This is a genomic window from Nitrosomonas sp. Nm132 (genome assembly GCF_900100485.1).
Lineage (GTDB): Bacteria > Pseudomonadota > Gammaproteobacteria > Burkholderiales > Nitrosomonadaceae > Nitrosomonas.
The window spans coordinates 14,535-40,552 of the sequence record NZ_FNDH01000005.1 but is presented as its reverse complement, the minus strand read 5'-3'; the positions used below and the strand labels follow the sequence as shown (position 1 = coordinate 40,552).

The window sequence follows — 26,018 nt, the reverse complement described above, 5'->3', positions numbered from 1 at the left end:
AGTATGATGCCAGCGGGCTACTTCGTGACCGGAACGGATACCGGCGTGGGTAAAACCATCACGAGCTGTGCGCTGCTGCATGCGTTCGCCATGACGGGTAAATCAGCGGTCGGCATGAAACCCATTGCGGCAGGCTGCGAGCAGGGTAAGTGGGTCGATGTGGAGCGTCTTGCCGAAGCCAGTAACATTTCAGCCGCGCGTGCGCTGATCAATCCTTATGCGTTGCTGCCACCGATTGCGCCGCATATTGCTGCGAGGCAAGCCGGTATCGTCGTTGATCTGGCGGTCATACAACAGGCTTTTGATGCATTGCAGGAAAGGGCGGAGATCATCATTGTTGAAGGGGTAGGGGGTTTTCTGGTGCCTCTCGATGAGCGGCACGATACCAGCGACCTGGCGCGTGCATTGGCACTGCCCGTGGTGCTGGTAGTAGGATTGCGGCTCGGTTGTCTCAACCATGCCTTATTGACCGCCCGCGCTATCCACGCAAGCGGGTTATCGCTGGCAGGCTGGGTCGCCAATCAGATTGATCCTCATATGGAGAGCCAGGCAGAAAACATTCGCGCGCTGCAAAAGCGTCTTGATTGTCCCCTGCTGGGCGTTTTACCGTATCGCGAAAGAATAGCTGCCAAAGAGTTTGCCGGCTTGCTCGATATCACGCAGCTTTCGCAACTGAGAAAACGGTAAAGCTATTTCATATTAGAGAGCATTGCTTTGAACTTATCGGTGGCCTGAACCAGTGCCGATCGAATGCCGGGTTCCCAGGCAGAATGGCCCGCATCCTCGATAATCACATATTCAGCCTGAGGCCAGGCCTGGTGCAAGTCATTTGCGCTGACGATCGGACACACGGCATCATAACGTCCCTGCACAATGATGGCAGGAAGAGGGTGAAGTTTTGTGACATTATCCAGCAAGGCATTTTGTGGCAAGAAAATATCATGACTGAAGTAATGCGCTTCCATGCGTGCGAGCCCTAGCGCAACCGTATCACTTGAAAAATAATTGACGGTTTCCGGGCTCGGCAGCAAAGTGGAGCACCGGCCTTCATAGCGACCCCAGGCACGGGCGGCAGGCATATGGATAGCCGGATCAGGGTCCATCAGATGGCGATAATAAGCCGCGAGAATGTCATTTCGCTCGAGTGGGGATAACGGTGCGACGAAATCTTGCCAGGCATCAGGAAAGAAATGGCGCAGCCCGTAGAGAAACCAGTCGATTTCGCTTTTGCGGCACAGAAAAATGCCTCGTAGAATAAAGCCGAGGCAACGCGCCGGGTGCGCTTCTCCATATGCCAGCGCCAAGGTGCTGCCCCAGGAGCCCCCGAATACCAGCCACTTTTCGATACCGAGATATTGCCGCAATGTTTCAATATCTTCGATAAGATGGGGCGTAGTATTGTCATGAGTCTCGCCCAGAGGGGTGGAACGCCCAGCGCCACGTTGATCGTAAATGATAATGCGGTAGTGAGCGGGGTCAAAAAAACGACGATGGCCAGGTGCTGATCCAGCACCTGGCCCACCATGTAGAAATAATACCGGTATTCCCTCAGCGTTGCCTGATTGTTCCCAATATAGGGTATGCCGCGCATCGAGTGGTAACATTCCCTGGTGATAGGGTTCGATTTCTGGGTAAAGCGCAGTGTGTGACATGTCATCCTCTGGTTATTGATGGTAGGGGTTCCGTAGTTTACTGATTGTGCCGGTATAGGAAAAGCATGGCAAATGGCTGAGAGCTTGGTTATTTGCTCAAGAAATGATTTTGTTAAAGTGGGGCAATGATTGAGGCAGTATACCTGACTGGAGGAAACGATTATGATGCATACCCAATTAGAAGCGCGCGAGATTTCGATGTTGCGTGCAGAAATAGAAATACTGATGAGTGAACGGCAGAGTCTTCTGAAAATAGCCGGCGCAGCAGCGCAACTTATTGCTAAACTTGATAATAAAATATTGCCTGGGGATGCTTGTGAATTTGCCCGTGCATTATCAGTCAACTTGAATGCTTTATCGGAAGAAACTTTGTGTGATGCCCTTGAGAAGGTAAGAAAGAAGCCGACTGCCAGTGAATGAACCGAATAATATTGCCGCGCCATTACCCAAGTTAGGTCTCGTCTTGACGGGTGGGGGCGCGCGCGCTGCTTACCAGGTTGGCGTCCTGCGGGCAATCGCTGAGATGTTCCCTCCCCATGCACATAGTCCTTTCCCCGTTATTTGTGGAACCTCAGCCGGCGCCATTAATGCAGCCGGTTTGGCCATGTCGGCTACTCATTTTGCCACAGGGGTGCGGCAACTGGAGGCAGTGTGGGGGGATTTGCATGTTGACCAGGTGCACCGCGCAGATTTGCCAGGTGTCGTTCGCAACACAATGCATTGTGTCGGTTCCTTGGTATCAAGAAAGCTGGCGAAAACGCCTTTTGCGCTGCTGGATAATTCCCCTTTAAGGAAACTACTCGGCTGCCGTCTGCCGTTTCGCGGTATTCAACGGAGTATCCACATGGGTGCGCTGCATGCACTGGGTGTAACTGTCTGGGGATATACTTCAGGACAATCGGTCACGTTTTATCAAGGCAATAAAAGTATCTCCCCCTGGAGCCGCGTGATGCGCGTGGGCGTGGCAGCACGTATTGGCATTCAGCATTTACTGGCTTCTTCGTCTATTCCTTTTATTTTTCCAGCAGTCCGGCTAAATCGCGAGTACTTTGGCGATGGCTCCATGCGACAGCTCGCGCCGCTGAGCCCGGCATTGCATCTCGGCGCGGATCGCATCCTGGTGATTGGGGTAAACAAGAGAAAAGAGTCCCTTGACGAGCGTGTCAAAGTAACCAGTTATCCCCCCGTAGCGCAAATTGCCGGGCATGTGATGAGCAGTATTTTTGTCGATAGTTTGGAAGTTGATCTGGAGCGTTTGCAGCGCATTAATGGAACGTTAGCGCTCATTCCACCTGAGGCCAAAAAAGAAGGGGGTATTTTACTGCGTACCATAAAATCGATGGTGATCTCGCCTAGCGAAAGAATCAACGAAATCGCGCTGCAGCATGCCAATTCCTTGCCACCTACCATGCGTTTTTTATATCGGGCAGTGGGTGCAATGGGACCGAGTGGTTCGAGATTGTTGAGTTATGTTTTATTTGAAGCTGCTTATTGTCGTGCCTTGGTCGATCTGGGTTATCGTGACACGATGCAACAGAAAGATGAAATTTTTAAATTTATTACCATGTCTTGAGAGAAGTAGAATATGGATTTTTCTGATCCCCAATTTTGGGTTGCGGCACTACAAATTATTGCGATTGACATCGTCCTTGGAGGAGATAATGCAGTGGTTATTGCGCTTGCTTGTCGGCGATTGCCTGAGAAGCAACGTAATTTGGGAATTTTCTGGGGGGTATTTGGTGCGATAGCGATACGCGTCGGACTGGTTTTTTTCGCGCTTAATCTGCTGACGCTCCCTTTTCTGAAACTCGTGGGCGCGTTGCTGCTGCTCTGGATAGGGATCAAACTGTTGTTGCCGGAATCGACGGGCGACGCGCATGAAATCGATGCGAATACCACTCTCCTGGGAGCCATTAAAACGATTATCATCGCTGATACCGTTATGAGCCTGGACAATGTGATAGGCATTGCCGGCGCTGCCAGAGGCGATCTGATGCTGGTGATTTTTGGTCTTCTTGTAAGTGTTCCCATCATTGTCTGGGGCAGTAAACTGGTCATGAAGCTGATGAATCGTTTTCCCGTCACCATTTTTGTGGGGGCTGGATTACTTGGCTGGATTGCGGGCGATATGGTCATTACCGATACGGTGACTAAAGAATGGGTCAATGCTCATGCTGCTTTTCTACACTGGTTTATGCCAGTTTTTACTGCGCTGGTCGTAATCGCCAGCGGAAAGTGGCTGGCAGCTAGAGCACAGAAAAATACCACTGCTTTAGTCGACCTTACGGATGATACGAATAAACCGACCTAGCCCAAATATTTCAAAAGGCAAGTGAGGACACGTGCCAATTTATGAAATATTCGGGCTAGCTATCAGGAATGGGATGAAAAACATAATTTAGAGGAGTGCATCATGTTAAAAATGCTGCTGCCGGTAGATGGTTCCACTGCTTGTAACAAGGCCATTGCTCATTTTATCCAGCTGCTCGGCTGGTATAAGGAAGTGCCGCAAATTCACTTGCTCAATGTGCAGTTTCCTTTGCGTGGCGATGTTTCCATGTTTATCAGCCAGGAAAGTATCCGGGAATATCATCAGGAAGAAGGATTGAAGGATTTAAAAGAAACGCGCGATCTGCTGGACCAGGCAGGTGTTGCCTATCAGTACCATGTGACAGTCGGCGATGCGGCAAAAATGATCGTTCAATTTGCGACAGAAAAACAGTGTGACCAGATTGTTATCGGGCCGCGTGGACTTGGCTCGGTACAAGGCGTGTTGCTCGGTTCAGTCGCGAGCAAATTGATCCATCTTTCACCGATTCCGGTCCTTTTGATCAAATAACAGGAATCGGGTGTAATTCCTCTGCTGTTACCAGAAATGCCCTGTAGGCAAGTCGTGTTAAATATCAGGGCAAGAAGGTAATCACATCTTGAAATTCACAAGCTGGGTAAGCTGGTAAAGATAAACCCGCATTAGGCATGCGTCTAATGGGCATAGTAGCCCGATGTTGCCAATACTCCCAATAGTGATCGGCCATCTATGCAGTACGAGCTCATCTCGGCAGGCGAGGCTGAGCTGATCGCACCTGAAATAAAAGAATGCGCTGACTGATTGCGCCTGGAAGTGATTTCCAGGCGCGATCTTCGCAGGTTAATGGGTAATCTTTTGCATGGAGATCTTCCTGAATAAATATCATTATGAATATGCAAATCGCACTGGAACCATTATCAGATAATTTTTCTGGGGTCAATCGCCAGCAGAATTTTTCGCAGAAATTACACGAGATCGTCAACAGGATTCAGGCTGCCAACAATCTCGATGAGATCATGCTGGAAGTCAGTAAGGACATCTGCGCTTTGTTCAATGCAGATCGTCTGATCGTTTATACGGTGAGTGAAGATAAATCGTCTATTATTTCACGGGTGAAGACTGGCGTCGGTTTATTCCAGGACTTGAAGCGACCGATTACCGAACACAGTATTGTGGGTTTTGTCAGCCTGAACAAAAAAATCGTCAATTTGAAGGATGTTTACGATCAGCATGAACTGGTGAAAGTGGACGCACGCTTGCGCTTTCTCAAGGAAGGGGATAAACGAACCGGCTACCGAACCAGGCAAATGCTGGCAGTACCGATTCTGAATGCAGGGGATAACGAATTACTGGGTGTGCTGCAAGCCATCAATCATAAGGAGGATACCCCTTTTCCCAACATGATTGTTGAGGGAGCAGGCGAAATCTGCCAGGTACTGGCCATTGCTTTCAAGCAACGCCAGAAGCAGCAATTACTCGCCAAATCCCGATATGATCATTTGATTGCAAATGCGGTCCTGTCAGCTTCTGAACTTGAGCTGGCGGCACGATCTGCACGTGAACAGGGGTGTGATCTGGAAAATGTGCTGATCGATGAGTTTCGGATCAGCCCGGCGCAAATTGGCGAAGCGCTATCGAGCTACTTCCGTGTGCGCTATGAGCCGTACCAGGCTGAGCGGATTAAGCCGATGGAAGTGTTGAAGCATCTCAAGCGGGATTTTGCCGAAAGCAACCACTGGCTACCGATTGACGACACAGCAGAAGGTCTGGTGGTGTTGACGCTTGATCCTGAAAGAATCAAGGCGCTGCGTGTCGTCAATCAGATTTTCCCCAAGCACGACATCATCTATACCGTCTGCACCCAGCGAGAGTTCAAGGCGACCCTGGATTTATTTTATGGGGCTGGAAAAGGCGCTGTCCTGGAAGATACCGGCAATATCAATGACATGCTCTTTAACCTCCAGGAGGACGAGGAAGAATCTGTAATCGAGGTAGACGAAGCTTCTGCCGCTTCTGAAAACGAGCTCGTCAAGCTGGTCAACAAGATCATCGTAGACGCCTATAAGATGGGTGTTTCCGATATTCATATCGAGCCTTATCCGGGCAAGGAAAAAACCAAGATCCGTTTTCGCAAGGATGGCACGCTAATGCCCTATATCGAAATTCCGGCAAGCTACCGCAATGCGCTGGTGACACGGATCAAGATCATGTGTGATTTGGATATTTCCGAGAAGCGTAAACCGCAGGATGGCAAAATAAAGTTCAGGAAATTTGCGCCGCTCGATATCGAATTGCGGGTAGCCACGCTCCCTTCAGCCGGTGGACTGGAAGATGTGGTCATGCGGATCCTGTCTGCAGGAGAGCCGATACCGCTGGAGAAAATGAATTTCACTTCCCGCAATCTGCAGGAACTCAAGTCAATTATCAGCAAGCCCTATGGGTTATTTTTCGTCTGTGGCCCGACGGGTTCCGGTAAAACCACGACGCTGCATTCGGTGCTGAAGCACCTCAATACCCCCGAAACCAAAATCTGGACGGCTGAAGACCCGGTGGAGATCACCCAGAAAGGATTGCGCCAGGTACAGGTCAACGTCAAGGCCGGTCTGACGTTTGCCGCGGTGATGAGGTCTTTTCTGCGCGCCGATCCTGATATCATCATGGTGGGGGAGATGCGCGACAAGGAAACCACCAGCATCGGTATCGAAGCCTCGCTGACCGGTCATCTGGTGTTTGCCACGCTGCATACCAACAGCGCGCCGGAATCGGTCATCCGCCTGCTGGATATGGGCATGGATCCGTTCAATTTTTCCGATGCTTTGTTGGGTATTCTGGCACAACGCCTGGCCAAGCGCCTGTGCAAGTGCAAGAAACCCCATATCGCACCGCGCGAAGAAATCCGCAGGTTGTTGACAGAATACTGCGAAGAATTGAAATATATCGATCATTTCAAGGTTAGCCCTGAAGCGGCTTACCAGGAAATCGAAAGCCGCTGGCTGCAGGAATATGGCGGTGAGCAAAGGCAGATCACGCTGTATGAAGCGGTTGGCTGCGATCGCTGCAATGGCACAGGTTATGCCGGACGGGTGGCGTTACATGAGCTCCTGACCGCAACCGATGCGCTGAAAAAGAACATCCAGGAACATGCGCGGGTAGCCGAAATGCTCGTGACCGCGCTCAATGATGGCATGCGCACCTTGAAACAGGATGGCATCGATAAAGTGTTACAGGGCATTACTGACATTCATCAGGTACGGGCGGTGTGCATCAAGTAAAAGTAAATTTCTGCCTGGCCTGGAAAAGAGGGTAGTTTTAGTTTTGTAATTTACGATTGTTATGTAATTGAAAGGTACTCCCAGTGAAAGTGATTGAAAAACAAACAAATATTTCAAATGTCGGTAATTAGTAGATTCCTAGGGATAATCATAGTGATGTATTGGGAAGATCATGCACCACCGCATTTTCATGCAAGATATTCAGAATATGAGATAACTGTAAATATTTTAAATGGAGTGGTAGAAGGAAAATTTCCAAAACGTGCATTAGGGCATGTGCTTGAATGGTATGAACTGCATAAAAGTGAATTAATCAAGAATTGGGAACTTTGTCAAAAAAGTGAAACCCCAAAGGCTATAGAACCACTGGAGTGATTATTATGTTTCTTCATGTTATCAGCGCCGAGTATTTGGAAGATTATAAAATAGCCGTGTCATTTAATAATGGCAGGAAGGGCGTGGCCGATCTATCAGGCGCTTTAAAAGGTTTGGTATTTGAGCCATTAAAAGATAAATCGGTATTTTCAAGCTTTGTTGTTGACGAAGAGCTGGAAACAATCGTTTGGCCTAATGGTGCAGATCTCGCGCCTGAGTATATTTATTTTCAGGCATTTAAAGATGATCCCGAGTTACAGTCTCAGTTCAGGAAGTGGGGGTATGTGGATAATCATGAAAGTCATACTGATATAAAAGCATCAGAGGTATTAAAAAATAGCAATAAAAAAACCACCGCGGAGTTTTTTTAGGCGGTTTGGGTTATAAGGTGCAATAAGCGCAGCGCATTGCACCGGAAGTTCAATATGGGCACATATGGCGCAATGCCCGATGGTTATTGCGCCTTACGCGGGTTGGTTGGCAGGATGGAAGCGGCGTGAGCGACAGGGGGTAAGGTAGGACCCTGTCTTTTAGTTTAGGCGGAATAACATCCGGAAGTAAAAAAAGCCGCTCAAGGTTTTTCGAGAGCGGTTCAGGCGGTGGGGTACAACTTGTAGGGTGCAATCAGCGCAGCGCATTGCACCGGAAGTTCAATATAGACACATATGGCGCAATGCCCGGTGGTTATTGCGCCTTACGCGGGTTGCGCCCTACGCGGGCTGGTTATGGTGCTGGCGCTGCAGCTGCAGCTTCATTAGTTTTTTCAATATGCTCCTTACCTACACCAGCAGCAATATCAGTGGAATTCGTCCATTTTAAATTGTTGCCGTTTGCGTCAAACTTGGGAGTAAAGATTATGGTTTTGCCATCAACATCTTTACTGATTCCGGTTGCTAATTTAATGGTTATTACCCCAGCAGCAACCTTAGCTTCTGTAATTTCCTTGGAAGTCAAAGTTGAAACATCTGGAACACCATTAGATTTAGAGTTGCAATTGTCAAGAACCCCTCCCGCCTCTTGACCACAAACTGCAATAGCAGTTTTTAATGAATTTACTCCTGAAATTGCATTTGATAACTTAGCTTTGATGGTGTAATCCTGATAAGCCGGAATCGCTACCGCCGCCAAAATACCAATAATCGCCACCACGATCATCAGTTCGATCAGGGTAAAGCCTTTTTGCATCTGTTGCATGAATCACTCTCCTTTGGGTTAAAAAATAACGGCCACACCCAGTGTGGGAATATACGGGCAGAATTCGCGCCCGCTTTGTTGCTAAAAAGCATGCTACTGGAAGTATAACGACTCTTCATAAAAAAAAGCTTAGTGGGAAATAAGCGCTTTATTAAGGGCTATTTTCCAATTAGTCCATTCGACCCGGTTTATCCGCCAAACACTTCTTCCCACAGTTGCAATACCGCCAGGCGCGCATGGCTGAGGTAATCGGCTTCAATGCGCGCAAAGCCGGCGGATTTTTCCGGGGAAGCTGCTGAGCCGGCCAGATCGGGGTCGCCGCTTAATCTCAGGCGGTGTTGCAGGCGGCGGAATTCACGGTAGGCGGTGCGCACCTGCTCGGCGGATTTTGCCGGGATGAGCCCCAGATCTCCAGCCAGTTTCAGCAGCGCGATATTGCCGATATTGCCGGTAAGCTGCGGATAGACGTGGGCATAGCCCAGCACCAGGTACTGCACGATGAATTCGACATCAATGATGCCGCCACGGTCATGTTTGATATCGAACAGCGCGGTGGGATTAGGGTGGGCGTCCAGCATTTTCTCGCGCATTATCAGGATTTCCTGCCTGAGCCGGGCGAGATCGCGCGGTTCACATAAAATCTCCTTACGGGTTTGCTCGAACAGCTTCCCCACCTGCTGATCGCCGGTGACGAAGCGCGCGCGCGTCAAGGCCTGGTGCTCCCATACCCAGGCTTGGTTATGCTGGTATTCGGTAAACGCTTCGATGGAGCCGGCCAATAGGCCGCTGGCGCCGTTGGGACGCAGCCGTAAATCCGTTTCATACAGCACCCCGGCGGACGTGTGGCTGGTGAGCCAGGTGTTGATGCTCTGTCCCAGTTTGGTGTAAATCTCCTGCGCATCGGGGTGGTTGTCCTGGAACAGGAAGATGATGTCGAGATCGGAGGCGTAGCCGAGCTCCTTGCCGCCCAGCTTGCCATAACCGATGATGGCGAAAGCGGGCTGGTCGCGATGTTTTTTCTTGAGTCCTCGCCAGGCCAGGCTGAGGACGTTGCTGAGATTGAGATCGGCGAGCTCGGTCAGATGATCGCTGAGCGATTCCAGCAGCAGCTTGCCTTCCAGGTCGATCACCAGCAACTGAAAAACCTGCGCATGCTGGAAGTGCCGCAGCACATCCATTTGCCATTCGGTGAGATTGCTTTTGGGGCTGTCGGCATGGTTGAGCTGGCGCGCCAGTTCCTGCCTGAGCACCGGCCAATCCGGCAGTTGATACGGGCCACGCGGCGCCAGCAGCTGATCGAGCAGGATGGGGTGCCTGCCCAGATAATTGCTTGCCCATTGACTGGCACTGACCAGCTTAGTGACCCGCGGCAGGGTTTGCGGGTGTTCCTGCAGCAGGGCCAGGTAAGCTGTTTGTTGACCGATGTGTTCCAGGAGCTGCAGCATGCGTTCCAGCGTGGCTTCCACGGGCAGAAACGGGGCAATGGCTTCGACCAGAATAGGCATCAACGATTTGATTTTCTGCTGATTGGCTGGCGGTGATTGCTGGAAAAAATGGCCGCCATAGAATTGCTGGATGCGCGCCGAGATTTTTTCAGGCTCGGTAAACCCCAGCGTCGTGAGCTGCGTGGTGGCGGCTTCTACTTGGGTGCTGTCTCCGGTCTGTTCCTGCCACAGGCTCGCCAGGATGTCATGGGCCGGAGATTTGCGCGGAGCGGCGAAGATCAATTCAAAATGGCGGGTGACATTGTTGCGGTGAATATCGAATTGCTGCATGAAGTCGGCAAAGCAGGGATATCCCATGGCCGCGGCAATGAGTTCCTGATCTTCGGCATTTTCCGGCAGATTCTGCGTTTGTTGGTCATCCAGATATTGCAGGCGATGTTCCAGCTTGCGCAGAAAGCGGTAGGCATCGATCAGTTCCGTGATGGTTTGGGCGGGCAGGGGCGGTTTTTGCTGCAGGCGTTGCAGGGCGGTCAGCGTCGGACGGATGCAGAGATCCGCATCCCGTCCGCCGCGTATCAGTTGAAAAACCTGGGTGATGAATTCAATTTCACGGATTCCGCCAGGGCCCAGCTTAATGTTGTCATGCATTTCACGGCGATCCACTTCCTTGCGCAGTTGCGCATGCATGCGGCGCATGGCTTCATAGGCTTCAAAATCCAGATATTTGCGAAAGACGAAAGGACGGGTGATGTCTTCCATCAGCGTCGCGGTCGCGGTGGCGGGTCCTGCAATGACGCGGCTTTTGAGCCAGGCATGGCGCTCCCATTCCCGCCCTTGCGTGACGAAATAGTCCTCAAGCATGTCGAAACTGATGGCCAAAGGGCTGTTTTCCCCATGCGGGCGCAAGCGCATATCGACGCGGAATACATAGCCATCCACCGTGTAATCATTCAGACTGGCAATCAGCTTACGTCCCAGCCGAGCAAAGAAGTCGTGATTGGAAATGGGTTTTCTGCCATTCGTTTCTCCATCTTCCGGGTAGATGAAAATCAGATCGACGTCGGAGGAAACATTGAGTTCGCCTCCTCCCAATTTGCCCATGGCGACCACTAATAATTGCTGGGGAGTGGCACTTTTTTCACCGATGGGTGAACCAAACTGACTGGGCTGGGTCATCCAGTTTTGGTGATGGTCGAGCGCAAAGCCAATGGTAATCTCCGCGAGGTTGGTCATGGTGACCATGACTTCAGTCAGATCCGCCATACCGGCCAGATCGCGGACAGCCAGGCGCAGCATGATCCGTTTACGGAGTTTGCGCAGGGCGCTATGCAAGTCTGTTTCAGCCAGGCTTGAGTTCGCGCAGGCCGTGCCCAGGAATGCACGCATTTCCTCGCGTGAGAATGGGCTGTGGAGGGTTTCTACCAGATAGGCGCGTAGCTCAGGTTCGCTTTCCAGTAGACGTTGCGCATAGCGACTGAAGCGCAGGGTGCGCTCAAGCGTTGATTCAGCAGAGGGATTGATGGTGTGTGAAAACATATTCAAGGTTAAAATAAGCCATTTTGCACTTGCCAAGACCCGCTATGCAGATACGTAGACAGAATGGGTTTTCTGTGCTGAGCCCCCGAGCTGCGGAAGTGACGAAGTGTCATAAGCGGCCAATCTGCTAGATAGGCTATTCATTGTTATCAGGATCTTCTTGTTACTTGCTTTAAGCAGTTTTTTCAGGATAAGGCTGTGCTTCTTATTAAATGGGTTCCATGATGCATTCTTTTATTAAGCATAGCACTTTCATCTTGCGTTGGCTCGGATGGACTGTGTTTGCGGTTATTTTGTTTTTTTCCTTGTCGCTGTTGTTGTTGCGTTATTGGCTGCTGCCTGATATTGAACGGTATCGCCCCAACATTGCAGCAGCCATTTCTCAGGTGGCCGGACGCGCGATCAGCATAGAGAGCATTGATGCCAATTGGGACGGGTTACGCCCCTACTTGCAGTTGCATGGCGTGCGCGTGCATGATCGGCTCGGCGTCCCGGTGCTGATTCTGACCGAGCTGAATGGAACGCTTTCCTGGCGATCATTACTGCATGGTGAGTTGCGCTTCCGCAACATCAGAATTGAACGGCCGGCTCTGATTATCCGCCGTGACGCTGAGGGCGTTATGCACATGGCAGGTGGCGCCTTTGATCAAGAAGAGGCGGATAATGGCTTTTTCGATTGGCTATTGCGCCAGCGCCAGTTGGTCATCAACGACGCGGATGTGTATTGGCTGGATGAATTGCGGGCAGCGCCAGTGTTGTATCTGAAAAAAGTAAATTTACACATGCATAATAAGGGCGGGCGACACCGTTTTGGGCTGAGGGCCACTCCGCCCGTTGAAGTGGCCGCTCCCCTGGAGATACGCGGTGATTTTACGGGAAAATCGATTAATGCATTGGGCCGGTGGCGCGGGCGATTATTCGCTCAACTGGATCATGTCGATTTGGCCGCCTTGCAAACCTGGTTATCGTTTCCACAAGATGTGGCATTTAATCGTGGCAGGGGCGCTTTCCGCGCGTGGATCGGCATGGAGGATCAGCTTGTCACATCCTGGACGGCTGATGTGGATCTTCATGAAGCCCGTATGCAGTGGGCGAAGGATCTCCCCAGGCTTGATCTTGAACATTTGCGGGGTCGTCTGGGATGGAAAAGAAATGACGGCGCGGCACAGCAGGGAGAGGAATGGTTTGCCCGGCAGTTGAGCATTGCCATTGAAAACGAATGGCTCACCGAGCCGGTAAACATTTTGTGGCGAAGGCAGGGAGGGCATGGAGACATGTCCGGGGAGAACACACTGTGGATAGATGATCTTGATCTGGGTGTGGTTGCTTCCCTGGCGAGTTACCTGCCGATTGAGGATGCATTGCGCAAGCAGCTCGGTGAATTATCCCCTAAGGGAGAAATTGAGCGTGCGCAAGTCTATTGGCAGGGTGATTGGACAAAGCCTTCATCTTTTCGTGTGGAGGGGCGCTTCCGCGAGCTGACCATGAATGATTTGGGCAAAGTTTCCTCGGTGAGCGGGATGAGTGGGAAGATCAAAGCAACCCATCAGGGGGGGACACTCAGTCTTGATTCGGATAAAGCCAGCATGAAGTTGCTCGAAACATTGGATGAACCGCTGGAACTCGACAGACTCATCGCGCAGGCCGATTGGCAGACATCGCCTGACCAGGGGATGACTTTATTTGAACTCAATCGCCTTTCATTTTCGAATAACCATATGTCCGGAACGATCCACGGCCGTTATCGTGCTACGCCTGGTCAACCAAGCGCTATTGATCTGGAGGGGGAATTGGCAAATGCAGAGGTCAATTACCTTAATAAGTATAGGGCACTCCTAGTTGATCAGGAAGCTACGCAAAACTGGCTAGGTAAGGCAATTGTGACGGGACGATTAGCTGAGGCCAGGTTTCATGTCCGCGGTGAGTTGGATGGAGCCTTGTCAGAGCAGCGCAATAAGCTTGCTTTAAAGCTCTCAACAAAAATCACTGACGCAACGGTAGATTTGCCGGAAGGGTGGCCGAATATGACCGATATTCAGGCCAATCTTTCGTTTCAGAATAATCATCTCGACATGACGGTTTCCCGGGCAAGGATGGCGGATATTGTATTGAAGGATACCCGGCTGCAGATTGCGGAGGTGCACACGGCAAATCCCATTTTGCAACTGACAGGGAATGCTGAGGGCGCGACTCAAAAAATAATCGATTTGATTGGAAAAAACCCAGTAAATACACATGCTGCTGATTTCTCCAGCTTGGGCAATGTTGCCGGAAATGGAAAATTGCGACTGGAATTGACGATGCCGATATACTCACCACGCAGTGATGATAGACGCATCGAGCTAATGGGGCGCTACCAGTTGATCGATAATGAGATCAATTTAGGCCATAATTTGCCTGCTTTGAGTAAGGTCAACGGGTTGCTTGCTTTTACTCAATCCACTTTCACCATTGAGGATGTGAGCGCCCAAGTGCTAGGGGGCCCGGTGACGATTCACTCTACCGCTTCGCCAGACGGTAGGATGCGCATTGTAGCGGCAGGCAAGGTTAATTTCGATCGCTTGCATTCACTTAAACCTGAGCAATCAGCGGGTGCTTTGCAGTTGTGGACGCGGTTTATGCAGGGAACGACTGATTGGTCGGCAGTTTTTGATAGGGGTGAGAAAGGAATGGATATGATGGTTGAATCAACGCTAGCGGGCGCTGCTTTCTCATTACCCGAACCTTTTTCCAAATCTGCTGCAGAGGTGATTCCTTTCAGTTTTGCGAGGAAATCCATTGATTCAGACCATGAGGTGCTGCGCTTCCGGTACGGTGAGGTCGTGACGGCAGAAATTCAACGTGTACGGGGAGAAAATGGTCATTACACTCCAGCGCGTGGCGTGATGAATTTTCGTGCTGCGCCCGTTGAATTACCCAAGGATGCGGTCACATTGGTGCAGGGCACGATTTCCGCGCTGGAGTGGGATAAGTGGAGAGAGCTGTTCGATCGACATAATGAGATTGCTGCGCGATCAGGGCAGGCTGATCGGGGAACCAAGGCGTTACTGACTGACCAGATTAATTTCAACCTAAACATCGGCAGACTTGATTTCTTGGGAAGCCGTTTCAATGAGTTTGTCTTGAACGCGAATAAACAGGGCGGGCAATGGCATACTTCTGTTGCAAGCACAGAAGTCATTGGGAATATAGACTGGGATGCAGGTGTAAAACGGAAGGCTGTGGCGCGGTTAAAAAAATTGGTGATGCCAGAAGCGGTTGCGGAGTCTGACCTGGCGGCAGAAAAAAAGCATCAGCCCAAGGATTGGCCCGCCATTGATCTGCGTGCTGACGAGTTTATCGCCAGGGAAAAACCGTTAGGTAAATTGATGTTGCTGGCTCAGCAGCAGAAAGATGGCTGGCATATCGATAAACTGCAGATTACGCATGCCGAGAGTTCTCTTTTGATGCAGGGCGTATGGCAGAATCGCATTGCGCCCTTTCAAATGCGGGCCGAGGCTAAATTGCAAGCAAGTAACATTGGCAAATTTCTGGCGCGTTTGGGTTATCCAGGGCGTATTGCGCGCGGGGAAGGAGAGCTGGAAGGTTCGCTAGCCTGGATGGGTAAGCCTTTTTCCATAGATTTTCCTTCTTTATCTGGCGATCTGCGCGTAACTGCCCAGCGAGGACAATTTACCCGATTTAGGCCAGGGGTGAGTAAATTGCTGGGGATTTTTGATCTAAAATCACTTCCTCGCAGACTGACATTGGATTTTTATGATGTATTCAGTCAAGGTTTTGGTTTCGATGATATATTGGGCGATGTTAGAATCACCAGAGGGGTAGCGGCGATAGATGAGCTGCAGATTGCAGGAAGCGCAGCCTATCTTGCTGTGAGTGGAGAAATTGATTTGGTAGAAGAAACCCAGGCGCTCCTGGTCAAAATGTTTCCTTCGCTTGGGTTGGCTACGCCCGTGGCAGGAATTGCTTCCATGATTGCAAACCAGTCTCTGAAGGATCCATTTGATCGTGTTTTATTTAATGAATATGCTATAACAGGGACGTGGGCTGAACCCATAGTGAATAAGTCGCAAAGCTCACAAGAAATTAAAGAAACACAGCCAGAATACAAGCGCAATGTGAATTAACCGGTATCGATTGGATTGTTTCTTTGGGGAGAGAGGTATCATGAGTTGCTTTATTGTTTTTGTGAGCGGGATTCTTTTCTTGTCTGAATCCTGTGGAAATGGAGGGGAGTGCTGGGGGGCATCATGCTGAACCATTCGAGTATTTTTTCAGAGCACTTGCTTGAAAAGGAGGGTGGCGGCGAATTGCGTGTTGCAGCTGTTCAGATGGCATCAGGGCCGAGTGTGTCTGCAAATCTGGAAGAAGCTTTACGTTTGATTGAGCTGGCGGTATCACAAGGAGCGAAGCTGGTTGTGCTTCCGGAATATTTCTGTATCATGGGATTGCAGGATACCGATAAATTAAGTGTTCGTGAGCAACCAGGCGAAGGCGTGGTTCAGTCGTTTTTGAGTGAGACAGCTAAACGCTTGGGGGTTTGGCTGGTGGGCGGATCAGTGCCACTGGTATCTCATGTGCCTGATAAGATTTATAATAGCTGCCTGGTTTATGACGATGATGGCAGGCAGGTGGCGCGTTACGATAAGATTCATTTATTTGGCCTTGCATTGGGTAATGAACGTTTCGCAGAAGAAAAAACGATCGCGGCCGGAGATAAAGTGATTGCGCTGGATTCTCCTTTTGGGCGAATAGGGTTATCTATTTGCTATGATCTTAGGTTTCCTGAACTTTATCGTATGATGGGAAAAGTTGATATTATTCTTGCTCCCTCTGCTTTTACTGCAATTACGGGTAAAGCCCATTGGGAAACTTTGATCCGTGCGCGTGCTATAGAGAATCAAGCTTATGTCATTGCGCCAGCGCAGGGTGGGTTTCATGTCAATGGCCGTGAAACCAATGGAGATAGTATGATCGTTGATCCTTGGGGTGTGGTGATTGATCGGCTAGCCCGTGGGCCAGGGGTTGTGGTGGCGACGGTGGATCGCGCGTACCAATCCAGCGTGCGTGCCAGTCTGCCCGCGCTGGAACATCGTTGCTTATAGCCATGTTAAATATAGGAAGGAAAACTGTTCGCTATGAACAGGGAAGAATTGAGGAATTTGATGTATCGATGAATAGCGTGATTCCAGTCTGGTTTCTTTACTGCAAACTGATAAAGCTACTACCGTGGCAAGTGAGTTTAATCTTAAGATGAACAACGAGTTTTTTACAATTGCTGATCGTTGCCTGCTGATGCCATACGAGTTGGATGCAGGTAGATTACATCAGGTGTTTGGGCAAATACTGACACATCAGATCGATTATGCCGATCTTTATTTTCAATATAATCGTTCTGAGGGTTGGGTCCTCGAAGAAGGTATCGTTAAATCAGGTAGTTTTAATATTGACCAAGGTGTAGGGGTGCGTGCAATCAGCGGTGAAAAAACTGCGTTTGCCTATTCGGATGATATCAGCCTTGATGCATTGGTATCTGCAGCAAAAGCGACGCGCGCCATTGCTAGCCAGGGAAAGGTGCATTCAGTTCAACTCGTTAAGCAGGCAGCACATCGGTCGCTTTACCTTCCTCAGGATCCCATCGCGCACTTTAAGGATAGCGATAAAGTGGCATTGCTGGAGAAGCTTGAGGGTTTTGCACGCGCGATAGATAAACGCGTTATTCAGGTTATGGCGTCACTTGCCGGGGAGTATGAGATCGTCATGATTGCGCGCAGCGATGGCCTGCTGGCTGCTGATGTGAGGCCATTGGTGCGTGTATCGCTACAGGTGATAGTAGAGGAACAGGGACGACGTGAGCAGGGTGTCGCTGGAGGGGGAGGGCGATTTGATTACACTTACTTTACCGATGAAATATTAAGTGATTATGCGCAAAAGGCAGTGCATCAGGCTGTAGTGAATCTGAATGCAAAGCCTGCTCCAGCAGGCACCATGACAGTAGTCCTGGGAAATGGTTGGCCGGGGATACTGCTGCATGAAGCCATTGGCCATGGATTAGAAGGCGATTTTAACCGGAAGGGTAGTTCAGCGTTTTCTGGACGCGTTGGCGAACGTGTTGCGGCCGATGGGGTAACCGTCGTGGATGATGGTACGATTGCCCGGCGTCGCGGATCTTTGAATATTGATGATGAAGGTAATCCCACCCAATGTACGGTATTGATTGAGAATGGCGTGCTCAAAGGCTATCTGCAAGACAGTCTGAATGCAAGACTCATGAATCAACCCCTTACAGGTAATGGGAGACGAGAGTCTTTTGCCCATATTCCCATGCCGCGTATGACGAATACCTATATGCTCAATGGAGATAAAGATCCGGAAGAAATTATTGCGTCAGTGAAACAGGGATTGTATGCCGCAAATTTTGGGGGCGGGCAAGTGGATATTACAAGCGGTAAATTCGTATTTACTGCCGCGGAAGCTTACATGATAGAGAATGGAAAAATCACTTATCCGGTCAAAGGGGCTACTTTAATTGGTAATGGCCCGGATGTGCTGACACGTGTTTCCATGATTGGCAATGATATGGCGCTTGATCCAGGCATTGGCACATGTGGGAAAGAGGGACAGAGTGTGCCGGTGGGTGTGGGGCAGCCAACATTACGAGTGGATGGATTAACCGTAGGTGGAACAGGCAGTGGTAGTTAACCCGAATATTTCATAAATTGGCACATGCCCTCACTTGCCTTTTGATTAATAAGAAAGATTTTGCTCAGTCGGGTGTATGAATCACTACACCCCTCTTTCTCAAAACTTCCCTATTAATCAAAATCCTGCGTGATCATCACGCGAATTCATGAAATATTCGGGTTAAGGAAGTCCTTATTCAGGATTTCCTTAGCAGAGATCAGTAGTCATGCCGCTGGTTAATTAAATTAACCAGGGTATTTTTGTCAGCGTTAGTTAGTCGGGAATAAAATCCAGATTCCTAGTAACATATAACATATGCAGATGCATGTATTTCTTGTATTGCGAAATCGCGGCAATGACTCCTTACAGCTTGCGTTAGGAAAACTGAGGGTAAACCAAGAGCCATAATGATGTTATGGCCGAGATATATTTATGTGACAGGAAACAGCAGAGCAAAGATGCATCTAGCTAAAATCTTTATTTTTTATTTTTTTGATACCAGGATACACAAAGTATGAGTGTAGAACTAACAGGTGCCGAGATTACGGTGCGTTGCCTGCAGGAAGAAGGCGTAAATTATATTTTTGGCTATCCTGGCGGCGCAGTATTGTTTATTTATGATGAGCTTTTTAAGCAAGATAAAGTAAAACATATTTTGGTGCGTCATGAACAAGCAGCACTTCATGCTGCAGATGGTTATGCCCGCTCTAGTAAAAATGTAGGAGTGGCTTTGGTAACGTCGGGACCTGGCGTAACGAATGCTGTAACAGGTATTGCAACCGCTTATATGGATTCTATTCCGTTAGTTGTTATCAGTGGGCAGGTACCTACAGCGGCAATTGGCCAGGATGCGTTTCAGGAAGTGGATACCGTTGGAATTACGCGTCCTTGTGTAAAACATAATTTTCTGGTGAAAGACATTACTGAGCTTGCATCAACCATAAAAAAAGCTTTTTACATTGCTTCAAGCGGCCGCCCTGGGCCCGTTCTGGTTGATATTCCGAAAGATGTCACACAACAAAAGACGGTATTTGCTTACCCAAGCAGCGTAAGTATGCGTTCTTATAATCCAGTGGTTGATGGGAATTCCCGGCAGATAAAAAAGGCGGCGCAACTGATATTGAGTGCAAAGCGGCCGATGATTTATTCTGGTGGGGGTGTGATTCTGGATAATGCATCGGATGCATTGACTGAATTAGTGCGCTTGCTGAATTTTCCATGTACTAACACATTAATGGGACTTGGCGGTTACCCCGCTACAGATAAACGGTTTGTTGGTATGCTAGGTATGCATGGAACCTATGAAGCCAACATGGCGATGCAATATTGTGATGTATTGATTGCGGTAGGTGCGCGTTTCGATGATCGCGTCATTGGTAATCCCAAGCATTTTTACAGTGAAGAGCGCAAGATAATTCATATCGATATTGATCCTTCGTCTATTTCCAAGCGTGTCAAGGTAGACGTTCCAATAGTGGGGAGTGTTTCAGAAGTATTGAAAGAGTTGATCAAACTGATCAAGGCCAGTAGAGAAGAAACGGATGCTCATGCACTCAAGGAATGGTGGAAACAAATAGATTTATGGCGCGAACGAGATTGCCTGAGGTATGATCGTACGAGTGCAGTCATCAAACCGCAGATGGTTGTGGAAAAACTCTATGCGGTGACAAAAGGTGATGCATTTATTACCTCGGATGTGGGGCAACATCAGATGTGGGCAGCACAATTCTATCAATTCGATAAGCCTCGCCGTTGGATTAATTCGGGTGGTCTAGGTACTATGGGATTTGGGCTGCCTTCAGCAATGGGTGTGCAATTAGCTAATCCTAAAGGAGTAGTGGCTTGTATTACGGGTGAGGCAAGTATACAGATGTGTATACAGGAATTATCGACCTGTAAACAGTACCAATTGCCGCTTAAAATCATTAATCTTAATAATCGCTATATGGGTATGGTTCGTCAATGGCAGGAGTTTTTTCATGGAAACCGTTATTCGGAATCTTATATGAATGCACTTCCAGATTTTGTCAAACTGGCTGAGAGTTATGGTCACGTCGGTATGAAGATAGAAAAACCGGAAGATGTCGAAGCTGCTCTAAAAGAAGCTTTTAAACTCAAAGAGCGATTAGTTTTTATGGATTTTATCACTGACCAGACGGAGAATGTATTCCCTATGGTGCCGGGTGGCAAGGGTTTGTCTGAAATGATTCTGGTGTAAAAAATGCGACATATTATCTCTTTATTGATGGAAAATGAGGCGGGTGCTTTGTCCCGAGTGGCGGGCTTGTTTTCGGCGCGTGGCTATAACATTGAATCGCTGAATGTAGCGCCTACGGAAGATCCAACCTTGTCTCGTATGACATTGGTCACAATAGGCTCGGATGAGGTAATTGAGCAAATCACTAAACAACTAAATAAATTAATCGAAGTCGTCAAAATAGTTGATTTGAGTGAAGGAGATCATATAGAGCGAGAGCTCATGTTGGTGAAAATAAGGGCCATCGATAGTGATCGTGATGAAGTAAAACGATTGGCCGATATTTTTCGCGGCAATATTATTGACGTAACAGACAAGTCATACACCATAGAGTTGACGGGAACAAGCTCAAAACTTGATGCATTTCTTGCAACAATAGAACGGAATATGATTCTGGAGACGATTCGGACTGGCGCTTCCGGTTTGGGTCGTGGAGAGCGAATCCTGAAGTTATAAGAGATAGATTTAATAAAGATAATTAACCCGAATATTTCATAAATTGGCACGTGTCCTCATTTGTCTTTTGATTAATAAGAAAGATTTTGCTCAGTCGGGTGTATGAATCACTACACCCCTCCTTCTCAAAACTTCCCTATTAATCAAAATTCTGCGTGATCATCACGCGAATTTATGAAATATTCGGGTTAACTAATCCCATGTGGTATTAGTTCCTAACGTTTTGTTTTGATATTTTTTGCGCCACCTGTCACATATTAATAAGGAGCATAATGAAAGTTTATTACGATAAAGATGCCGATTTATCTCTCATTAAAAAGAAGAAAGTAACAATAGTCGGTTATGGGTCACAAGGACATGCGCATGCTAATAATTTACGTGATTCGGGTGTCGAAGTTACGGTAGGTTTGCGTAAGGATGGAGTATCCTGGGAGAAAGCAAAAAAAGCCGGTTTTACGGTAAAAGAAATTGCATCTTCAATTAAGGATGCAGATGTTGTTATGCTGCTGCTTCCAGATGAGCAAATTGCTGCTATATATCAATCTGAGATTGAGGCAGGTTTAAAAAATAATGCAACACTTGCATTTGCTCATGGTTTTAATATTCACTATGGGCAGGTAACCCCTCGTAGCGATCTTGATGTGATCATGATTGCGCCAAAGGGACCTGGACACCTCGTGCGTTCAACCTATACTCAGGGTGGGGGGGTGCCTTCACTTATTGCTATTCATCAAGATAAATCAGGTCAAGCGCGCGATCTGGCCCTATCCTATGCAGCTGCTAATGGGGGCACACGGGGGGGAGTGATTGAAACAACTTTCCGTGAAGAAACGGAAACAGATTTGTTTGGTGAGCAAGTCGTATTGTGTGGTGGTCTTACTGCATTAATTCAAACTGGCTTTGAGACGTTGGTGGAGGCGGGTTATGCACCAGAAATGGCTTACTTTGAGTGTCTTCATGAAGTGAAATTGATTGTGGATTTGATCTACGAGGGCGGAATAGCCAATATGCGTTATTCTATTTCTAATAATGCAGAATATGGTGATATTTCACGTGGACCCCGTATTATCACTGAAGAAACTCGTACAGAAATGCGTAAGATCCTGCGTGAAATTCAAACAGGTCAGTATGCTCGTGAGTTTATACTTGAGAACCATGCGGGCGCGCCCATGCTCAAATCTAGTCGCCGCCTTGCAGCTGAGCATCCGATTGAAACAATCGGCGCAAAATTGCGTGATATGATGCCTTGGATTAAGAAAAACAAATTAGTCGACCAAGTAAAGAACTAATGTCTGATTGCAAAAATAGGTAATTTCATTTTAATGAGTAACTATTTGTTCCGAAATGAAATTCTTACTCAAAAAGTATGTAATGAAATAATGCAGTTGAACATTAGTAAGAAATGATCTACGCATTTCTCTAAGGTTGATTTAAAATACTCAGTTTTATTAACCCGATATTTTATCAAATATCGGGTTTACCTTTTCTCAGAGTTATTTATGTCATCTTATCCTCATCCTATCATTGCCCGCGAAGGTTGGTTTCATATTGCCATAGCGTTTCTGATTGCATTATTTGTTCATATATTTCTAGGTTGGCTATGGGCATTGCCTTTATGGTTAATTGCTTTTTTCGTACTGCAGTTTTTTCGTGATCCTCCCCGTATTATTCCGTTACAGGTTAATGCAATATTAGCCCCTGCGGATGGGCGGATTGTAGCTGTAGAAAAAACACAAGATCCTTATCTTAATCGTGAAGCGATTAAAGTAAGTGTTTTCATGAATGTATTTAATGTTCATTCCAATCGCAGTCCTGTTGATGGTGTAGTAAATGACCGTTGGTATTTCCCGGGTAGATTTATTAATGCAAGTTTGCCGAAGGCCTCATTAGAGAATGAACGTAATGCTCTGTGGATAAAAACAGATAGAGGTATTGATGTTACTTGTGTGCAGGTTGCAGGTTTAATTGCAAAGCGTATTTTATGTCATGTCAAACCTGGGGATCACCTTTCACGTGGACAGCGTTTTGGATTTATTCGTTTTGGCTCACGAGTAGATGTTTATCTTCCCGCCGATACTAAAATTAATGTCAATATTGGTGACAAAGTTTATGCGACACTAACCATCCTTGCCGAATTACGAGGTTAAGTAAACTTGACTTGTTTATTAGATTTATTGATTGCCGTGTAATGGTTTGCTGGAAGAGTAATATTATCTCCTATTTTTCTGCTATTTATTTTTCTATGCCCTATCATAGAGTTTTTATAGTTCATACTGAAAATGCATGAACCAAACCCAGCTCGCTTTGTGCTCAAATCCCGATTGCGACGGCGAGGGATTTATCTGTTACCGAATTTGTTTACGACAGCAGCATTGTTTGCGGGTTTTTTTGCAATCGTGCAGGCGATGAATGGTAATTATGAGCATTCTGCAATAGCTATTTTCATTGCGATGGTGTTGGACGGCCTAGATGGGCGAGTGGCGCGCCTAACCCATACCCAGAGCGAATTCGGAGCTGAGTATGACAGCTTGTCGGACATGGTTTCCTTTGGAGTCGCTCCCGCGCTCGTCGTGTATGAGTGGGCATTAAAAGATATGGATAAATTGGGTTGGATAGCAGCATTTATTTATTGCGCTTGTGCTGCATTGCGGTTAGCCCGTTTTAACACCAATATAGAAGTAGTGGATAAGCGATTTTTTCAAGGACTACCTAGTCCGGCAGCTGCTGCGCTGATTGCCGGACTGGTATGGGTAGCACTGGATTTTCAAATACAGGGTGTGGACATCAAGTGGGTGGTATGGACAACTACGTTATTTGCTGGACTGACCATGGTGAGTAACTTGCCTTACTATAGCGGTAAAGAATTTAATCTGCGTAGACGAGTTCCTTTTTTCTCAATTTTATTATTGTTATTGTTCTTTTTTGTGTTGATACCGAGTCATCCACCAGTTGTGCTTTTTGGTCTGTTTTCTTTATACGCTTTATCCGGTTATTTCATGAAATTATGGCACCTTGGTAAGAACAAAAAGAACGATGAAGCACAGAATCAGAATATCACGTAGCGATCTTATTGTTGCAGAAACATCGAAAACGATTTATATTGTCCACTATGAAAAGTTTTACAAGTAACGCTACAATTTTTCCAGACCTCTTCTCTTCTTTGGCCTTGTTGTATTTAATAGGCTTCCTGCTGCGCCCTGGGCGCTAAATTCAATACGTTATTTCATTAATAATCTAAAAAATTCGGAATCCGAATTTTTTAATCTTTGTTTTATAATTCGGACTTCATTCGATGGAGAAAATGATGCGAGATCATTTGATTATTTTTGATACGACTTTGCGCGATGGTGAGCAAAGCCCCGGTGCATCCATGACAAAGGAAGAGAAGGTGCGCATTGCTCGACAGCTTGAGCGGATGGGGGTAGATGTTATTGAGGCAGGTTTTCCAGCGGCTTCTAATGGAGATTTTGAAGCGGTCAAGGCAGTGGCCGACACAGTTAAGGATAGTGTGGTTTGTGGACTCGCTCGTGCTATCGAAGCGGATATAGACCGTGCTGGTGAAGCGTTACGTGGTGCTAATGTAGCGCGTATTCATACGTTTATTGCGACATCACCCATTCACATGAAGAATAAATTGCGGATGTCTCCTGAACAAGTGATCGAGCAAGCAGTTAAAGCAATAAAATGGGCGCGCCAATATACGGACAATATTGAATTTTCTCCAGAGGATGCAGGCCGTTCTGAGATCAGTTTTCTTTGCCGTGTTTTGGAAGCGGTCATTGATGTTGGTGCGAAGACAGTGAATATTCCAGATACAGTGGGGTATACCATGCCAGATCAGTTTGGCCAGCTTATCCGTACGCTACGTGAGCGTATTCCCAATTCAGATAAGGTGGTTTTTTCAGTTCATTGTCACAATGATCTAGGATTGGCGGTGGCTAATTCGCTGTCAGCGGTCATGAATGGTGCGAGACAAGTAGAATGTACAATTAATGGATTGGGTGAGCGTGCTGGAAATGCGGCTCTTGAAGAAGTGGTCATGGCTGTTCGTACACGACAGGACTTCTTTCCATGTGATACGCGGATAGATACGACTCATATCGTCCCGGCCAGTAAGCTGGTTTCAGGAGTTACCGGTTTCCCAGTACAACCTAATAAAGCGATTGTTGGTGCAAATGCTTTTGCGCACGAGTCAGGAATTCATCAGGATGGCGTGCTCAAACATCGTGAAACTTATGAAATCATGCGTGCTGAAGATGTCGGCTGGGGGACCAATAAACTGTTACTTGGTAAGCATTCTGGCCGTAACGCGTTTCGCAGCCGCTTGAAGGAGCTGGGAATTGAGTTTGAGTCGGAGGAAGTGTTGAATACCATGTTCATGCGCTTTAAGGATTTAGCGGACAAAAAGCACGAAATTTTTGATGAAGATTTGCACGCACTGGTCTCGGATGAGGTACAAGCCCCTGAAGAGCATTATCGATTGCTTTCACTGATTGCGCATAGTGAGACAGGCGAGGTTCCTTTTGCTCGCATAGTGATTGCTGCTGAAAATAATGAGCTACATGCCGAATCTGAAGGAAGCGGCCCAGTTGACGCAACTTACCGTGCGATCGAGAAGATATTGAATAGTGGCGCTGAATTACAATTATTTTCAGTCAATAACATTACTAGTGGAACGGATGCGCAAGGTGAGGTGACCGTCAGATTGCAGAGGTCTGGAAGAATCGTAAACGGTCATGGGGCAGACACGGACATTGTAGTTGCTTCTGCCAAAGCTTATCTAAGTGCATTTAATAAACTGTACAGTAAGCTTGAGAGAGCCCATCCGCAGATCTGATG

General features: G+C 47.8%; 20 protein-coding genes. 17 read left to right on the top strand and 3 right to left on the bottom strand.

Features of this window, described 5'->3' with window-relative positions:
* Positions 1-6 precede the first annotated feature (6 nt).
* Positions 7-687, top strand: coding sequence for a dethiobiotin synthase (gene bioD / locus BLP80_RS03320; RefSeq protein ID WP_090540285.1), 681 nt, complete (start codon positions 7-9; stop codon positions 685-687).
* 2 nt (positions 688-689) lie between these two features.
* On the opposite strand, the gene pip is transcribed toward bioD, so the two are convergent.
* Entirely contained in the window at positions 690-1,652 is a 963-nt protein-coding gene (pip, locus tag BLP80_RS03315) for a prolyl aminopeptidase (RefSeq protein WP_090540127.1), read from the bottom strand.
* Positions 1,653-1,814: 162 nt separating this feature from the next.
* On the opposite strand from pip, the gene BLP80_RS03310 reads away from it, so the two are divergent.
* The 7 genes from BLP80_RS03310 (at position 1,815) to BLP80_RS03280 (ending at position 7,978) form a co-directional block, all read left to right on the top strand.
* Positions 1,815-2,072 (top strand): hypothetical protein, encoded by a 258-nt coding sequence (locus BLP80_RS03310; RefSeq protein WP_371128800.1) that lies wholly within the window; start codon positions 1,815-1,817, stop codon positions 2,070-2,072.
* Positions 2,065-3,225: a patatin-like phospholipase family protein gene (locus BLP80_RS03305; RefSeq protein WP_256324930.1), complete on the top strand. Its 1,161-nt coding sequence runs from the start codon at positions 2,065-2,067 to the stop codon at positions 3,223-3,225. Before BLP80_RS03310 ends, BLP80_RS03305 begins: the two co-directional genes overlap by 8 nt.
* A 12-nt stretch (positions 3,226-3,237) precedes the next feature.
* Complete coding sequence (locus BLP80_RS03300; protein ID WP_090540125.1) at positions 3,238-3,963, top strand: TerC family protein; 726 nt, start codon at positions 3,238-3,240, stop codon at positions 3,961-3,963.
* A gap of 102 nt (positions 3,964-4,065) precedes the next feature.
* Entirely contained in the window at positions 4,066-4,491 is a 426-nt protein-coding gene (locus tag BLP80_RS03295; protein WP_090540123.1) for a universal stress protein, read from the top strand.
* 362 nt (positions 4,492-4,853) lie between these two features.
* Positions 4,854-7,232, top strand: a complete 2,379-nt coding sequence (locus BLP80_RS03290; RefSeq protein WP_090540279.1) for a GspE/PulE family protein — start codon at positions 4,854-4,856, stop codon at positions 7,230-7,232.
* 117 nt (positions 7,233-7,349) lie between these two features.
* Positions 7,350-7,607 carry a DUF4160 domain-containing protein gene (locus tag BLP80_RS03285; protein ID WP_090540121.1) on the top strand — a complete coding sequence of 86 codons (258 nt, stop codon included), beginning with the start codon at positions 7,350-7,352 and terminating at the stop codon, positions 7,605-7,607.
* 5 nt (positions 7,608-7,612) lie between these two features.
* Positions 7,613-7,978 (top strand): DUF2442 domain-containing protein, encoded by a 366-nt coding sequence (locus tag BLP80_RS03280; protein WP_090540119.1) that lies wholly within the window; start codon positions 7,613-7,615, stop codon positions 7,976-7,978.
* Positions 7,979-8,330: 352 nt separating this feature from the next.
* Here BLP80_RS03280 and BLP80_RS03275 read toward each other — a convergent pair whose 3' ends face one another.
* Both BLP80_RS03275 and glnE read right to left on the bottom strand, forming a co-directional pair.
* Entirely contained in the window at positions 8,331-8,801 is a 471-nt protein-coding gene (locus BLP80_RS03275) for a pilin (protein WP_090540117.1), read from the bottom strand.
* A 188-nt stretch (positions 8,802-8,989) separates the two neighbouring features.
* Positions 8,990-11,782, bottom strand: coding sequence for a bifunctional [glutamate--ammonia ligase]-adenylyl-L-tyrosine phosphorylase/[glutamate--ammonia-ligase] adenylyltransferase (gene glnE, locus BLP80_RS03270; RefSeq protein ID WP_090540115.1), 2,793 nt, complete (start codon positions 11,780-11,782; stop codon positions 8,990-8,992).
* 221 nt (positions 11,783-12,003) lie between these two features.
* On the opposite strand from glnE, the gene BLP80_RS03265 reads away from it, so the two are divergent.
* From BLP80_RS03265 to BLP80_RS03225, 9 genes are all read left to right on the top strand, one after another.
* Positions 12,004-15,909 (top strand): YhdP family protein, encoded by a 3,906-nt coding sequence (locus BLP80_RS03265; protein WP_176754249.1) that lies wholly within the window; start codon positions 12,004-12,006, stop codon positions 15,907-15,909.
* A gap of 123 nt (positions 15,910-16,032) precedes the next feature.
* Positions 16,033-16,887, top strand: a complete 855-nt coding sequence (locus BLP80_RS03260; RefSeq protein ID WP_090540277.1) for a carbon-nitrogen hydrolase family protein — start codon at positions 16,033-16,035, stop codon at positions 16,885-16,887.
* 148 nt (positions 16,888-17,035) lie between these two features.
* Positions 17,036-18,484: a metalloprotease TldD gene (tldD, locus tag BLP80_RS03255; protein ID WP_176754248.1), complete on the top strand. Its 1,449-nt coding sequence runs from the start codon at positions 17,036-17,038 to the stop codon at positions 18,482-18,484.
* A 496-nt stretch (positions 18,485-18,980) separates the two neighbouring features.
* A complete protein-coding gene (locus tag BLP80_RS03250; RefSeq protein ID WP_090540109.1) occupies positions 18,981-20,684 on the top strand; it encodes an acetolactate synthase 3 catalytic subunit in 1,704 nt (567 codons plus the stop codon).
* Between the two features lie 3 nt (positions 20,685-20,687).
* Positions 20,688-21,179 (top strand): acetolactate synthase small subunit, encoded by a 492-nt coding sequence (gene ilvN / locus BLP80_RS03245; RefSeq protein WP_090540107.1) that lies wholly within the window; start codon positions 20,688-20,690, stop codon positions 21,177-21,179.
* A 272-nt stretch (positions 21,180-21,451) separates the two neighbouring features.
* Positions 21,452-22,468, top strand: coding sequence for a ketol-acid reductoisomerase (gene ilvC / locus BLP80_RS03240; RefSeq protein ID WP_090540105.1), 1,017 nt, complete (start codon positions 21,452-21,454; stop codon positions 22,466-22,468).
* A gap of 210 nt (positions 22,469-22,678) precedes the next feature.
* Positions 22,679-23,326 carry a phosphatidylserine decarboxylase gene (locus BLP80_RS03235; protein ID WP_090540103.1) on the top strand — a complete coding sequence of 216 codons (648 nt, stop codon included), beginning with the start codon at positions 22,679-22,681 and terminating at the stop codon, positions 23,324-23,326.
* Between the two features lie 132 nt (positions 23,327-23,458).
* The gene (gene pssA, locus BLP80_RS03230) at positions 23,459-24,241 is read left to right on the top strand and encodes a CDP-diacylglycerol--serine O-phosphatidyltransferase (protein ID WP_090540101.1); all 783 of its coding nucleotides are present in this window, start codon (positions 23,459-23,461) and stop codon (positions 24,239-24,241) included.
* A gap of 242 nt (positions 24,242-24,483) precedes the next feature.
* Complete coding sequence (locus BLP80_RS03225; RefSeq protein ID WP_090540100.1) at positions 24,484-26,016, top strand: 2-isopropylmalate synthase; 1,533 nt, start codon at positions 24,484-24,486, stop codon at positions 26,014-26,016.
* Positions 26,017-26,018: the final 2 nt, after the last annotated feature.

Coding starts and splice junctions, on each gene's coding strand:
- BLP80_RS03290 (WP_090540279.1), top strand. CDS start 4,854: ATGCAAATCGCACTGGAACCATTATCAGATAATTTTTCTGGGGTCAAT.
- BLP80_RS03265 (WP_176754249.1), top strand. CDS start 12,004: ATGATGCATTCTTTTATTAAGCATAGCACTTTCATCTTGCGTTGGCTC.
- BLP80_RS03225 (WP_090540100.1), top strand. CDS start 24,484: ATGCGAGATCATTTGATTATTTTTGATACGACTTTGCGCGATGGTGAG.
- BLP80_RS03285 (WP_090540121.1), top strand. CDS start 7,350: ATGTCGGTAATTAGTAGATTCCTAGGGATAATCATAGTGATGTATTGG.
- tldD (WP_176754248.1), top strand. CDS start 17,036: ATGAACAACGAGTTTTTTACAATTGCTGATCGTTGCCTGCTGATGCCA.
- BLP80_RS03310 (WP_371128800.1), top strand. CDS start 1,815: ATGATGCATACCCAATTAGAAGCGCGCGAGATTTCGATGTTGCGTGCA.
- BLP80_RS03275 (WP_090540117.1), bottom strand. CDS start 8,801: ATGCAACAGATGCAAAAAGGCTTTACCCTGATCGAACTGATGATCGTG.
- BLP80_RS03235 (WP_090540103.1), top strand. CDS start 22,679: ATGTCATCTTATCCTCATCCTATCATTGCCCGCGAAGGTTGGTTTCAT.
- glnE (WP_090540115.1), bottom strand. CDS start 11,782: ATGTTTTCACACACCATCAATCCCTCTGCTGAATCAACGCTTGAGCGC.
- BLP80_RS03280 (WP_090540119.1), top strand. CDS start 7,613: ATGTTTCTTCATGTTATCAGCGCCGAGTATTTGGAAGATTATAAAATA.
- BLP80_RS03295 (WP_090540123.1), top strand. CDS start 4,066: ATGTTAAAAATGCTGCTGCCGGTAGATGGTTCCACTGCTTGTAACAAG.
- ilvC (WP_090540105.1), top strand. CDS start 21,452: ATGAAAGTTTATTACGATAAAGATGCCGATTTATCTCTCATTAAAAAG.
- pip (WP_090540127.1), bottom strand. CDS start 1,652: ATGTCACACACTGCGCTTTACCCAGAAATCGAACCCTATCACCAGGGA.
- BLP80_RS03300 (WP_090540125.1), top strand. CDS start 3,238: ATGGATTTTTCTGATCCCCAATTTTGGGTTGCGGCACTACAAATTATT.
- ilvN (WP_090540107.1), top strand. CDS start 20,688: ATGCGACATATTATCTCTTTATTGATGGAAAATGAGGCGGGTGCTTTG.
- bioD (WP_090540285.1), top strand. CDS start 7: ATGCCAGCGGGCTACTTCGTGACCGGAACGGATACCGGCGTGGGTAAA.
- BLP80_RS03250 (WP_090540109.1), top strand. CDS start 18,981: ATGAGTGTAGAACTAACAGGTGCCGAGATTACGGTGCGTTGCCTGCAG.
- BLP80_RS03260 (WP_090540277.1), top strand. CDS start 16,033: ATGCTGAACCATTCGAGTATTTTTTCAGAGCACTTGCTTGAAAAGGAG.
- pssA (WP_090540101.1), top strand. CDS start 23,459: ATGCATGAACCAAACCCAGCTCGCTTTGTGCTCAAATCCCGATTGCGA.